Origin of the sequence: Pseudomonas sp. 34 E 7, from assembly GCF_900005715.1 — a bacterium.
GTDB lineage: Bacteria > Pseudomonadota > Gammaproteobacteria > Pseudomonadales > Pseudomonadaceae > Aquipseudomonas > Aquipseudomonas orientalis_A.
On the sequence record NZ_CVTX01000099.1, the window covers coordinates 120,528 to 133,295 of the forward strand.

General features: G+C 62.5%; 15 protein-coding genes. 10 read left to right on the forward strand and 5 right to left on the reverse strand.

Features of this window, described 5'->3' with window-relative positions; translation table 11 throughout:
• Positions 1 to 1,000 (reverse strand): ComEC/Rec2 family competence protein (locus BFP96_RS07520; RefSeq protein WP_139113367.1); only part of this gene is annotated, 1,000 nt, incomplete at its 3' end.
• A gap of 135 nt (positions 1,001 to 1,135) precedes the next feature.
• Here BFP96_RS07520 and BFP96_RS07525 point away from each other — a divergent pair.
• From BFP96_RS07525 to BFP96_RS07545, 5 genes are all read left to right on the forward strand, one after another.
• On the forward strand, positions 1,136 to 1,651 hold the full coding sequence (locus BFP96_RS07525) for a DUF2062 domain-containing protein (RefSeq protein WP_065894963.1): 516 nt from the start codon (positions 1,136 to 1,138) through the stop codon (positions 1,649 to 1,651).
• Between the two features lie 295 nt (positions 1,652 to 1,946).
• A complete protein-coding gene (locus BFP96_RS07530) occupies positions 1,947 to 4,700 on the forward strand; it encodes a response regulator (RefSeq protein WP_065894962.1) in 2,754 nt (917 codons plus the stop codon).
• Between the two features lie 170 nt (positions 4,701 to 4,870).
• Positions 4,871 to 5,860, forward strand: coding sequence for a 2-hydroxyacid dehydrogenase (locus BFP96_RS07535; protein ID WP_065894961.1), 990 nt, complete (start codon positions 4,871 to 4,873; stop codon positions 5,858 to 5,860).
• A 71-nt stretch (positions 5,861 to 5,931) separates the two neighbouring features.
• Positions 5,932 to 6,372, forward strand: coding sequence for a hypothetical protein (locus BFP96_RS07540; protein ID WP_065935953.1), 441 nt, complete (start codon positions 5,932 to 5,934; stop codon positions 6,370 to 6,372).
• On the forward strand, positions 6,369 to 6,773 hold the full coding sequence (locus tag BFP96_RS07545) for an META domain-containing protein (RefSeq protein WP_065935954.1): 405 nt from the start codon (positions 6,369 to 6,371) through the stop codon (positions 6,771 to 6,773). Before BFP96_RS07540 ends, BFP96_RS07545 begins: the two co-directional genes overlap by 4 nt.
• A gap of 62 nt (positions 6,774 to 6,835) precedes the next feature.
• Here BFP96_RS07545 and BFP96_RS07550 read toward each other — a convergent pair whose 3' ends face one another.
• Positions 6,836 to 7,297 carry a TlpA disulfide reductase family protein gene (locus tag BFP96_RS07550; protein ID WP_065894959.1) on the reverse strand — a complete coding sequence of 154 codons (462 nt, stop codon included), beginning with the start codon at positions 7,295 to 7,297 and terminating at the stop codon, positions 6,836 to 6,838.
• A gap of 115 nt (positions 7,298 to 7,412) precedes the next feature.
• On the opposite strand from BFP96_RS07550, the gene arsC reads away from it, so the two are divergent.
• Genes arsC through BFP96_RS07565 form a run of 3 tightly spaced genes read left to right on the forward strand, consistent with a single transcriptional unit; the run spans position 7,413 to position 8,765 of the window.
• Positions 7,413 to 7,766 (forward strand): arsenate reductase (glutaredoxin), encoded by a 354-nt coding sequence (arsC, locus tag BFP96_RS07555; protein ID WP_065894958.1) that lies wholly within the window; start codon positions 7,413 to 7,415, stop codon positions 7,764 to 7,766.
• A complete protein-coding gene (gene wrbA / locus BFP96_RS07560; protein WP_065894957.1) occupies positions 7,763 to 8,377 on the forward strand; it encodes an NAD(P)H:quinone oxidoreductase in 615 nt (204 codons plus the stop codon). Before arsC ends, wrbA begins: the two co-directional genes overlap by 4 nt.
• On the forward strand, positions 8,361 to 8,765 hold the full coding sequence (locus tag BFP96_RS07565; RefSeq protein WP_065894956.1) for a DUF2069 domain-containing protein: 405 nt from the start codon (positions 8,361 to 8,363) through the stop codon (positions 8,763 to 8,765). Before wrbA ends, BFP96_RS07565 begins: the two co-directional genes overlap by 17 nt.
• Positions 8,766 to 8,898: 133 nt before the next feature.
• Here BFP96_RS07565 and BFP96_RS07570 read toward each other — a convergent pair whose 3' ends face one another.
• Together BFP96_RS07570 and ttcA are read right to left on the reverse strand one after the other, a co-directional pair.
• Positions 8,899 to 9,570, reverse strand: coding sequence for a DNA-3-methyladenine glycosylase I (locus BFP96_RS07570; RefSeq protein WP_065894955.1), 672 nt, complete (start codon positions 9,568 to 9,570; stop codon positions 8,899 to 8,901).
• A gap of 67 nt (positions 9,571 to 9,637) precedes the next feature.
• Positions 9,638 to 10,462 (reverse strand): tRNA 2-thiocytidine(32) synthetase TtcA, encoded by an 825-nt coding sequence (ttcA, locus tag BFP96_RS07575; RefSeq protein ID WP_065894954.1) that lies wholly within the window; start codon positions 10,460 to 10,462, stop codon positions 9,638 to 9,640.
• Between the two features lie 362 nt (positions 10,463 to 10,824).
• On the opposite strand from ttcA, the gene BFP96_RS07580 reads away from it, so the two are divergent.
• Positions 10,825 to 11,427, forward strand: coding sequence for a Yip1 family protein (locus tag BFP96_RS07580; RefSeq protein ID WP_057721811.1), 603 nt, complete (start codon positions 10,825 to 10,827; stop codon positions 11,425 to 11,427).
• Positions 11,428 to 11,555: 128 nt separating this feature from the next.
• Positions 11,556 to 12,050, forward strand: coding sequence for a SprT family zinc-dependent metalloprotease (locus tag BFP96_RS07585; RefSeq protein ID WP_065897567.1), 495 nt, complete (start codon positions 11,556 to 11,558; stop codon positions 12,048 to 12,050).
• Between the two features lie 92 nt (positions 12,051 to 12,142).
• Here BFP96_RS07585 and BFP96_RS07590 read toward each other — a convergent pair.
• Positions 12,143 to 12,768 (reverse strand): CoA transferase (locus BFP96_RS07590; protein ID WP_139113364.1); only part of this gene is annotated, 626 nt, incomplete at its 5' end.

Sequence of the window (12,768 nt, forward strand, 5' to 3'; positions counted from 1 at the left end):
CCGCCGCAAATGACAACCAGAAGCCCGGCGTCAGACTGGCCAGGGGTTCAAGCAGCAGTACGCCATTGAACGCCAGCAATAACGGCCACCACGCGCCCAGATGTCGAAAGCGCAGCCGCCACAGCAACACCAGCCCGACCATCACGCAGGCCCGCTGCACCGGCACGCCAAACCCCGCCAGCAGGCCATACCCCAGCGCTGCGGCAAAGGCCAGGCCGCAGGCCCACGGCAGCCATGGCAGGTGGCGCGGCCAGCAACCGTAACGGGCCATCCCGGCCACCAGTGCGTAGATCAGCCCGGCCAGCAAGCCGATGTGTTGACCGGAAATGACTAACAAATGCACGGTGCCGGTGTCTTGCAACACCTGCCATTGCTCCGCCCGCAGCCCGGAGCCGTCACCCAGCACCAAGGCCGCCAGGGCGGCCTCATGGGTTTGCGCATCGGTGGCCATCAGGCGTTGACGCAGACTGTCGCGCAAGGCGTTGCGGGCCGGCGCGAGGCGCTGGCCGTCTTTCACCGAGCCCGTGGCCCCAATGCGTTGCGCCAGCAGCCAGGCCTCGTGGTCGACGCCATGAAAATTGAGCAGCCCGGACGGCCGCTTGAGGGTGACAGCCAAGCGCCATCGCTCCCCACTGCGCACCGGCGGCCCGCCGTGCCAGGACACCCGGATGCGCTTGGGCAGCCGGGCCTTGCGCGACCGGCTGTCGGCCAGTTCAAAGCGCACGCCGGTGTCCGTCTGTTGCGGCAACCCGACCACACGCCCCTCCACCCAACGCGTCTCGCCGTCCAGCGCCGGGCGCAATCGGTCATCCAGTGCCCACTGCGCGCTGATGCAGGCCCAGCTCACGCCCAGCAGGAAAAACGCCAGCGGATAGGTGCGAAACGGCAGTAGCATCAAGGCCAGCACCGGCATGGCCAACAGCCATCCTGTGGGCGGCAACGCCGGAAGAAAGCGCAGGGTCAGTAACCCCAGCGCGAGCGCGAACATCCCTGTCCTCATGAATCATTCCTTTCAATGACTCACTCAGTCTTAGCCGGAGTTCCCAGGGGCGCCTTTGATGTTTTGTCACAAAGTCTGAATTTTCTGTTTATAGAATACGCGCATACTTGCCCCTCGAACTGACCTGGACCCCCTATGCCCCGGCGCTTATTCAAACGGTACATGCCCGACCCCAGCAGTATCAGGGAACACAAGTCATTACAGTTTCTTGGCACCCTGCTGCATGACCCGAACCTCTGGCACCTGAACCGGCACTCGGTGGCTCGCGCCATGGCCGTGGGCTTGTTTGCCGCGTTTATCCCTATCCCGTTGCAGATGTTGCTGGCCGCGATCCTGGCGATCGTGGTGCGCGGCAACATGCCGATTGCCGTCAGCCTGGTGTGGCTGACCAACCCGGTGACGATGCCGGTGGTGTTTTTCTGCACCTACATGACCGGCGCCTGGTTGATGAACGTGCCGCCGCGCAGCCTGCCCGATAACCTGACCTGGGAATGGATCAGCGGCGAGTTGAGCACGATGTGGCAACCATTCCTGCTGGGCTCGGTGGTCTGCGGGTTGGTATTGGGTGCCCTGGCCTACTGCCTGACCATGGGATATTGGCGCTGGTGGGTCGCGCACCAGTGGAAGAAACGCAAATTGCGCCGCCGCTGAGGGCTAACGGGCAGGCAGGTGCAAAGGTACACGCTGGCCCTGCGCGCAATGCGCAAGCCCGGGCCGTAAACCGTCCAACCGAATAAAGCGCGCGAAGATACGTTCCAAGTCAGCCTCATCGGTACCTCCCTCCTGTTTCTCCCGCCAGACGCAGGCCGGCGCCGAATCGCCCGAAGATTGCGACATGTCACTAATTTACGAGATTCCCGAGGGCGCAAATGGCTACACTGCGCACGTGGCGTGGGCCGGATGCCTGCGTGGATGATTGATATCAATGTGGTAGCAGGAGAGTGGCGTGCTTAGAAGAATGGGAATAAAAGGCCGCGTACTGTTGCTGACTTTATTGCCGACCAGCCTGATGGCCCTGCTGTTGGGAGGCTACTTCACCTGGATGCAGCTCTCCGAACTGCAGACGCAATTGCTGCAACGCGGCGAAATGATCGCCGAGCAGTTGGCGCCGCTGGTCGCACCCGCCCTGAGCAGCAGGAACACGGACCTGCTGGAGCGCATCGCGACCCAATCCCTGGAACAACCGGATGTGCGTACGGTGTCGATCCTGGCGCCGGACCGCTCGTCCCTGGCCCATGCCGGCCCGACCATGCTCAATCAACCGCCCACCGGCAACAGTTCGCACCTGCTGCAGCGCAGCGGCAATGATGCCACCCGCTACCTCATGCCCGTGTTTGGCCGCCATCGCAACCTCGCGGGCGAGCTGATCCCGGATGAGTCCGACCGCCTGTTGGGCTGGGTCGAAGTGGAACTGTCCCACAACGGCATGTTGCTGCGCGGCTATCGCAGCCTGTTCGCCAGCCTGCTGCTGATCGCAATCGGCTTGATCTGCACCGCGGCGCTGGCCCTGCGCATCAGCCGCACCATCAATTCGCCGATCGGCCAGATCAAGCAAGCCGTGGCCCAGCTCAAGGACGGCAACCTGGAAACCCGTCTGCCGCCGTTGGGCAGCCAGGAGCTGGATCAGTTGGCGTCGGGCATCAACCGCATGGCCGAGACCCTGCAAAACGCCCAGGAGGAATTGCAACACAGCATCGACCAGGCCACCGAGGATGTGCGCCAGAACCTGGAAACCATCGAGATCCAGAACATCGAGCTGGACCTGGCCCGCAAGGAAGCCCTGGAAGCCAGCCGGATCAAATCGGAATTCCTGGCCAATATGAGCCATGAGATCCGCACCCCGCTCAACGGCATCCTGGGCTTCACCCACTTGCTGCAAAAAAGCGAATTGTCGCCGCGTCAGCTGGATTACCTGGGCACCATCGAAAAATCCGCCGACAACCTGCTGGGCATCATCAACGAAATCCTCGACTTCTCGAAGATCGAAGCCGGCAAACTGGTGCTCGACAGCGTGCCCTTCAACCTGCGCGACCTGCTGCAAGACACCCTGACCATCCTCGCTCCCGCCGCCCACGCCAAACAGCTCGAACTGGTCAGCCTGGTCTATCGTGACACGCCGCTGTCACTGGTGGGCGACCCGCTGCGCCTCAAGCAGATCCTGACCAACCTGATCAGCAACGCGATCAAGTTCACCCGCGAAGGCACCATTGTTGCCCGCGCGATGATCGAGGACGAACAGGAAGACAGCGTGCAGCTGCGCATCAGCGTGCAGGACACGGGCATCGGCCTGTCCAACCAGGACGTGCGTGCGCTGTTCCAGGCCTTCAGCCAGGCGGACAATTCGCTGTCGCGCCAGCCGGGTGGTACCGGCCTGGGCCTGGTGATTTCCAAGCGCCTGATCGAACAGATGGGCGGCGAAATCGGCGTCGACAGCACACCGGGCGAAGGCTCGGAGTTCTGGATCAGCCTGAACCTGCCCAAGACCCGCGACGACGTTGAAGACTTGCCCAGCGCGCCGCTGCTCGGACGCCGCGTGGCGGTGCTGGAGAACCACGAGCTGGCGCGCCAGGCCCTGCAACACCAGTTGGAAGACTGCGGCCTGGAGGTGACCCCGTTCAACACCCTGGAAAGCCTGACCAACGGCATTACCAGCGCGCACCAGACCGAACAGGCGATTGACCTGGCGGTGCTCGGCGTCACCGCCAACGACATCCCGCCCGAGCGTCTCAACCAGCACTTGTGGGACCTCGAACACCTGGGCTGCAAGGTGCTGGTGCTGTGCCCGACGACCGAGCAGATGCTGTTCAACCAATCGGTGCCCAACCCCAACAGCCAGTTGCAGGCCAAGCCTGCGTGTACGCGCAAGCTGCGCCGGTCCCTGGCCGACCTGATCAGCCCGCGCCCTTTGCGCAACGAACCGGGCGAGCCATTGTCCAGCCGTGCGCCGCGCGTGCTGTGCGTGGACGATAACCCGGCGAACCTGTTGCTCGTGCAAACCCTGCTTGAAGATATGGGCGCCAAGGTCATGGCCGTGGAAAGCGGCTATGCGGCCATTGACGCGGTCAAGCAGGAAACCTTCGACCTGGTGTTGATGGATGTGCAGATGCCGGGCATGGACGGGCGCCAGAGTACCGAGGCGATTCGGCAATGGGAAAGCGAACGCCATGGCACGCCGCTGCCGGTGGTCGCCCTCACCGCCCATGCCATGGCCAACGAAAAACGCGCCCTGCTGCAAAGCGGCATGGACGATTACCTGACCAAACCTATCAGCGAGCGGCAACTGGCCCAGGTGGTGCTGAAATGGACCGGCCTGGCCCTGCGCAACCAAGGGCCGGAACGCGTTCCCGAAGGCCCCGGCCCAGGCGTGCAACTGCTGGTGCTGGACCATGAGGAAGGCTTGCGCCTGGCCGCCAACAAGGCCGACCTGGCGGCGGACATGCTCGCCATGCTGCTGGCCTCCCTGGAAGCCGATCGCCTGGCGATCACGGTCGCCCGTGAAGCCAATGACAATCATGCCCTGATCGAACGCGTCCATCGCCTGCATGGCGCCACGCGCTACTGCGGCGTGCCGCAATTGCGCGCGGCCTGCCAGCGCGCCGAAACCCTGCTCAAGCAGGACGACGCCAAGGCCATGGCTGCACTGGATGAACTGGACATGGCAATTGCACGGTTGGCCAGTGAAGCGCGGGTCAGCGCCTGACGCTATTTTCAGGTGGGGCTTGCCCTAATACCTGTAGGAGCGAGCTTGCTCGCGAAAAACTCCCAGGCACCGCGCTCATTCAGGAAGCACGCGTTATCGTTGACGTTTTTCGCGAGCAAGCTCGCTCCTACAGGCATTTTTCACGTGTAAATCGCAGGGAGCCCCTTTCAATGCGCGTCATTCTTTTCAGCAGCCAAGCCTACGACCGCGACAGTTTTAGCGCTGAGCCACTCCCCCAGGGCATCGAGCTGCAATTGCAACCCGCCCGCCTCAACCTCGATACCGTGGCCCTGGCCGAACACCATGAGGTGGTCTGCGCCTTTATCAACGATGACCTCAGCGCCCCGGTACTCGAGCAACTGGCCAAAGGTGGCACGCGCCTGATTGCGTTGCGCTCGGCCGGCTATAACCATGTCGACCTGCGCGCCGCCAAGCGCCTGGGCCTGAGCGTGGTGCGCGTACCGGCCTACTCGCCCCACGCCGTGGCCGAGCATGCCGTGGCGCTGGTGCTGGCCCTGAACCGGCGCCTGCACCGCGCCTACAACCGCACCCGCGATGGCGATTTCAGCCTGCACGGGCTCACCGGGTTCGACCTGGTCGGCAAAACCGTCGGTGTGGTCGGTACCGGGCAGATCGGCGCCACCTTCGCCAGGATCATGAACGGTTTCGGCTGCCGGTTGCTGGCCCACGACCCCTTCCCCAACCCTGAGGTCCAAGCCATGGGCGCGCGCTACGTGAGCCTGCCCGAACTGCTCGCCGAGGCGCAGGTCATCAGCCTGCATTGCCCGCTGACGGCCGACAGCAGGCACCTGATCAACGCCGACACCCTGGCCCACATGCAACCGGGCGCCATGCTGATCAATACCGGCCGCGGTGGCCTGGTCGACACGCCGGCGCTGGTGGAAGCGCTCAAGAGCGGCCAACTCGGTTACCTGGGGCTGGATGTCTATGAAGAAGAGGCCCAGCTGTTTTTCGAGGACCGCTCGGACCTGCCCCTGCAAGACGACGTGCTCGCCCGCCTGCTGACCTTCCCCAATGTGATCATCACCGCCCACCAGGCCTTCCTGACCCGCGAGGCACTGGCGGCGATTGCTGGCACTACACTGGCCAATATTGCAGCGTGGGCCGACGGCCACGCGCAGAACCTCGTCGAGGGATGATCAGCGGTCACATACCGGGCTCATGATAGTCCGGCACCCGTGATAGGATGCCGCGCCTATTTGGAGGATCCATGGCCGAACACGATTTCCGCTTCAGCTTGCTGAGCCCGCAACACACTCTGATCGAATGCCGCGCCCTGGTGCCGGGCCGTTATCAAGTCACCGGCAACGGTGGTTCGATCAAGCATGGCGACGTGCTGATCGTCACCCTGCGCGGCAGCAAAACCCTGTCGATGCGCCTGACCGTGGAAGGTGACGCGCGCTATTCCATCCGCCCGGCGGGCCAGTGGGTCGCCATGGCCCAGGGGCCGAAATTCGGCGAGTTGGAGATTCACACCTGGAAGGTGAATTGCGACAGCTGCGACAGCGTGCTGGAGTTCGAATTCGCGGTGGAAACCAGGCTCACCCAGGAACCGCTGCAACCGGCCGCCAATGCCCGCATCAAAGCACTCGGCTGGGCCAGCGAAGGCGACAGTCACCGCTGCCCGAAATGCCAGCAGGCCGCGCAATGAAGGGCCTGCTGCTGCTCGCCGCCATGGGTACGGCCCTGAGCGGCTGCGCCGGCGATGCAGTCAAGCTCAAGCAGGATCACAGCTATGTGGTGGAGTGGATCGGCGAGCGACCATTGATGGACTACGCGCACCTGACCGTGACCCTCGGTGCCGATGGTCGCGCCTATGGCAATGGCGGCTGCAACCACTGGTTTGCGCCATACACCCTTGAAGGCGAGAAGCTCAGTTTCGGCCCGATCGGCAGCACCCGCAAACTGTGCGCCGAGGCGTTGATGGAGCAGGAGCACCGCTTCTTCCAGGCCCTGCAAGGCGTACAGCGCTGGGATATCTCGCCGATCGAGCAGACGCGGTTCTGGCCCGCCGAAGGCAAGCCGATTCGCTTGTGGCTTGAAGAAGGCTAACACCACCCGTCCAAGGATTGACGAGGTCCAAATGTGGGAGGGGGCAAGCCCCCTCCCACACTTTAACCGCGCAAGGCCTTGAGTTTGGCCAACACGCCCTCCGCCGTCTGCTCACCCATCAGTTGCTCGCGCACCTTGCCCTGGTCATCGATGATGTAGGTCACCGGCAGCGCCTCGCTACGCGGAATATCGAAGATGCCCTCCGGGTTCTGCGCCAGTACGGTGAACTTGATGCCCAGCTTGTCACTGGCAGCCTTGAGCTCCTCACCCTGCACATTGTCGAAGTTGACCCCGAACACGCCCACGTTCTGCGCTTTCAACTGTTCGGCCAGGGCATTGAGCTCGGGGATTTCCGTGCGGCACGGGCCACACCATTCGGCCCAGTAATTGACCACCAGCCACTGCTTGTCCAGGCGTTCGGCCGGCACTTTCTGGCCGTACTGGTCAACGCCGTAATCGTTACCGCAGCCGCTGAGCAGCAGGGTTGTGATGATCGCCAATGCTCCGATCAGTCGCCTTGTCATGGGGTAATCCTTCGCAAAAATGAACGTGGGCTGCGGCCTATCGCCTCTGACGGTTTAAGGACAGGCGCCAGCACGGGTAGAATACCCGCCACCTTACGCAAGATGCGACCCGCACATGACCGATCTGACGCTTTATCACAACCCGCGCTGCTCGAAATCCCGCGGTGCGCTTGAACTGCTCGAAGCTCGCGGCCTCACGCCAACCGTGGTGCGCTATCTGGAAACGCCGCTGAACGCGGCACAATTGCAGGCCCTGCTGGCCAAACTTGGCCTCAATGCCCGCCAATTGTTGCGCACCGGCGAAGATGAATACAAAAGCCTCAACCTGGCCGACGCCAGCCTCAGCGAAGCGCAACTGATCGCCGCCATCGCTGCACACCCCAAGTTGATGGAACGCCCGATCCTGGAAACCGCCGATAAAGCCATCATTGGCCGCCCGCCGGAAAACGTGCTGGAGATCCTGCCGTGACTGCGCCCTACGTGCTGGTGTTGTATTACAGCCGCAATGGCTCGGTCAGCGAAATGGCCCGGCAGATTGCCAGGGGCGTCGAGCAAGGCGGCATGGAAGCCCGGCTGCGCACCGTGCCGGCGATCTCAACCGAGTGCGAGGCCGTGGCGCCGAGTATCCCGGACGAAGGCGCGCTGTATGCCAGCCTGGATGACCTGAAACACTGCTCGGCCCTGGCCCTGGGCAGCCCGACCCGTTTCGGCAACATGGCCGCGCCGCTCAAGTACTTCCTCGACGGCACCAGCAACCTGTGGCTCACCGGCGCCCTGGTCGGCAAGCCCGCCGGCGTGTTCACCTCCACCGCCAGCCTGCACGGCGGCCAGGAGACCACTCTGATGTCGATGCTGCTGCCGCTGCTGCACCACGGCATGCTGATCACCGGCCTGCCCTACAGCGAACAGGCGCTGCTCGACACCCAGGGCGGCGGCACGCCCTATGGCGCCAGCCACCACGCCGGGCCTGACGGCAAGCGTCTGCTCGACCCGCATGAAATCAGTCTGTGCCGCGCCCTGGGCCTGCGTCTGGCCAAGACCGCCACACTGCTGGAGAACGGCGTTGGCCAGAAAGCCTAAGGTCCTGCCGTCCCAGGCGTGGCTGGAACCACGGGTCAAGCTGGCGCGCGCACTGAGTCTGCTGGCGTTTTTCGGCCTGGTGGGCTTGTTGTGCGCGTATTACCTGTTCGTCGCCGACCTGCACGGGGCGCGCCCGTGGGTGATCCTGCTGATCGAACTGGTGCCGCTGCTGGTGCTGGCGCCAGGGATGATCACAGGCAGCGCGCGTGGGCATTCGTGGATGTGCTTTGTGGTGAACCTGTATTTCATCAAGGGCGCACTGGCCGCGTATGACCCGAACCGCCAGGGCTTCGGAGTGCTGGAAATGCTGGCGAGCCTGGCGGTGTTTTGTACGGCGCTCTTGTATGTGCGCTGGCGGCATCAGTTGAATCGGCGACTCGCCGATTGACACACTCTGACGATCGTTCCCACGCTCCGCGTGGGAATGCTGCCCCGGACGCTCCGCGTCCCAGACCTTGTGTAAGGGTGACGCAGAGCGTCACAGGATGCATTCCCACGCAGAGCGTGGGAACGATCAACGATCAGTGGTTGACGGTGTAGGCCAGCATCATCGACAACTGGCACATTGGCCGCCCACTCTCGGCATGCCATTGGTTGAACGCGCCCTGCACCGTCGCCAAATCCCGCAGGCTGGTCGGCGCCTTGTCGACGATCTTCTGCGCATTCAGCGCCGCCACCACGTCATCGCTCGGTACAAACGTATCCTTGCCTACCATGCGCAGGAAACGCGGGGCCGACAGCCCGCCCAACTGGTGGCCGTGCTTGCTCAGGTATTTCCACAGCCCAACGATATCGGTCACCGGCCAGTCGGCGACAAACGCACCGAAGCTGCCCTTTTCCTGCTCGATATCCAGGATCATCTGCGCGTTGCGCGGCACGCTCTTGAGCTTGCCCAGGTGGCGGATGATGCGCGTGTCCTGCATCAGCCGTTCCAGATGTTCGGCGCCCATCAGTACGACTTTTTCCGGATCAAAGCCGAAAAACACCTGTTCGAACGCGGGCCATTTCGCGTCGACCACACTGTGTTTCAAGCCCGCACGAAAGACTCGCAGCGCCAGGGTCGACAGGTAGCGATCATCGCTGATCCTGCGCAGTTGTGCCGGGGTCTTGGGCGCAGGCAGATGGGCTTCCAGCTTGGCCGCCGAACCGAAGCGGTTCAGACAATATTCGTGCAGCCACTTGTAATCGCGCATGCCCTCTCCTGGCAGTTGAATGGAAAACGGCGCCCGCAAGCGCCGTGTACTAGAGCCTCGATGCGGCTCAGAGGTTCACTACATTGACGAAACGCGAGGCGGCCGTCTCATCGATTTTCAAGCTGGCGAAGTCGAACAGGTTGCGATCGGCCAGTTGCGACGGGATCACATTCTGCAGGCTGCGAAAAATACTCTCGGTGCGCCCCGGGGTCTTGCGCTCCCACTCCTGCAGCATGTCCTTGACCACCTGGCGCTGCAGGTTTTCCTGGGAGCCGCACAGGTTGCACGGAATGATCGGGAATTGCTTGAAGTCGGAATAAGCCTGGATGTCCTTCTCGTTGCAATACGCCAGCGGGCGGATCACCACGTTGCGTCCGTCATCGGCGCGCAGTTTGGGCGGCATGGCCTTGAGCGAACCGTTGAAGAACATATTCAGGAAGAAGGTTTCGACGATGTCGTCGCGATGATGCCCCAGGGCCATCTTGGTCGCGCCGATCTCATCGGCAAAGGTATAGAGCGTGCCACGCCGCAGGCGCGAGCACAGCGAGCAGGTGGTCTTGCCTTCCGGAATCAGTTCCTTGACCACCGAATACGTGTCTTTCTCGACAATGTGGTACTCGACGCCCAGCTCGTTCAGGTAGGCCGGCAGCACATGCTCGGGAAAGCCGGGCTGCTTCTGGTCCATGTTGACGGCAACGATCTCGAACTTGATCGGTGCGACCTTTTGCAGGTGCAGCAGCACGTCGAGCAGGGTGTAGCTGTCTTTGCCGCCGGAGAGGCAGACCATGACCTTGTCGCCCTCCTCGATCATGTTGAAATCAGCGACCGCTTCACCGGCCAGGCGACGCAGGCGTTTTTGCAGTTTGTTCTGGTTGACCGTAAGAGTTCCCATGGCGCTTGGATCCGCTAAAGGTGTGTGACGAAAAGCCGGGGATTTTACCGGTATGAACGACCAAGTTCCAATGTGGGAGGGGGCTTGCCCCCGATGGCGGTGTATCAGTAGCAACTACCTCGACTGACACACTGCCATCGGGGGCAAGCCCCCTCCCACACTGGATCACATTGCCATCCACAGACCCAGCGGCGATTAAGCCCCGTGTTTACAGCGCGATTTACTCTAAAGGCCCTACAGTTTTCCCGGGTATCACTTCCTATACTGCGACGTGAGGTCGCACAACTATCCAGACCTTGCAGGCCAGTTGGCCGGTGGGCGCTCCGATGGGGGCGATAGGAATAACGACAGGAGTGACCGGCATGATCCATCACGTCGTGGGGCTGTTTACCCATCCCGATCAGGAATGGCGGGAAATTCGTGGCGATAAAGAAGAAAGCATCAGCCACATGTACCTCACTCACACGCTGGTGCTCGCAGCGATCCCCGCCATCTCCGCGTTTATCGGCACCACCCGGGTCGGCTGGGTCATCGGCAACCGCGCCCCGGTCATGCTTACCCAGGAAAGCGCGCTGTGGATGACCCTGATGTCGTACGCCGCCATGCTGGGCGGTGTGGCGGTGATGGGCGCGTTCATTCACTGGATGGCCCGCACCTATGACGCCAACCCCAGCATGGCGCGTTGCGTGGCCTTTGCCACCTATACCGCGACGCCCCTGTTTATCGGCGGGCTGGCGGCGCTCTATCCGCACATGTGGCTGGGTATGGTGGTGGGGACCGCAGCGATCTGCTACACGGTGTATCTGCTGTATGTGGGCTTGCCGACGTTCATGAGTATCGACCCGGATGAAGGTTTTCTGTTCTCCAGCTCGGTATTGGCCGTGGGCCTGGTGGTGCTGGTGGCGATCATGGCGTTTACCGTGATCGTCTGGGGCCTGGGCGTCGGGCCCATCTACACCAGTTGAGCCCCAGGCATGCAGGCAAAGCCACCGAGAAGGTGGCTTTTTGCGTTAGCCATGACCATTCGGCGCCTGAGAGATTCGGAAACCCCCTGCTTTGCGGCATACTGGGCGTCTCTGGAGATATGTACAGCATGCCCGAGCAACTCAATACCCGCGTCGAAGATTGTTTCCTGCAAGCCGAATCCTTTTTCAAACGAAGCTTCAAACGCCCCACCGTCAGCCTCAAGCTGCGGGGCCAGAAAGCCGGTGTCGCGCATTTGCACGAAAACCTGCTGCGCTTCAACCCTCAGCTCTACCAAGAAAACAGCCAACACTTCCTCAAGCAGACCGTGGCCCACGAAGTGGCGCACCTGATTGCCCACCAACTGTTTGGCGAGCGCATCCAGCCCCATGGAGAGGAATGGCAGTTGATCATGCGTGGGGTCTACGAACTGCCGCCGGACCGTTGTCACACCTATGCGGTCAAGCGACGCCAGGTGACTCGCTATATCTACCGGTGCCCGTGTGCCGACAGTGACTTTGCGTTTTCAGCCCAGCGCCATGGGATGGTCGGCCAGGGGCGGCGGTACCTGTGTCGGCGGTGCCGGCATACTCTTGTGTTCACTGGGGAGACTCGGGTGGAGTGAGGGCCTCATCGGGGGCAAGCCCCCTCCCACATTTTGAATGTATTCACAAATCAAAGGTGGGAGGGGGCTTGCCCCCGATGAGGCCAGAACAGTCACCCAATCACCTTGGCCTGCCGCAAATCCGCAATCCGCTGAGCGCTCAACCCCAACTCCACCAACACTTCATCACTGTGCGCACCGACCGCCGCCCCGATATGCCGTGGTGCCGGCAACCCCTCGGAGAACTTCAGCGGGCAGGCCATCTGCGCCTGGGTCGAACCATCCCCCCTCGGCACCTGGCTGATCAAATCGCGCGCCTGCAACTGCGGATGCGCCAGCGCTTCACTCATGCTCAACACCGGTTCGACACACGCATCCACGCCCGCAAATAACGCGCACAGCTCGGCAAAGCTGCGTTTTTCAAACTCCACCTGTAACGCCCGCTTGAGTGCCGGCTGTTGCTCAGGCTTCACACCGTGCACCGCCAGCTCCGGTCGCCCCAGGGTTTCACACAGTTGCTGCATGAACGCCGGTTCCAGGCTGCCCACCGACATCCAGCGCCCATCACGGGTGCGGTAGTAATCGTAAAAACTGCCGCCATTGAGCACATGGGTTTCCCGCTCCGGCTCCACCCCACAGGCCAGGTAACCCGCGCCGGCCATGGCGTTCAGGCTGAACGAGCAGTCGGTCATGCTCACGTCCAGGTATTGACCGACGCCGCTGTGCTGCCGCGCAACCA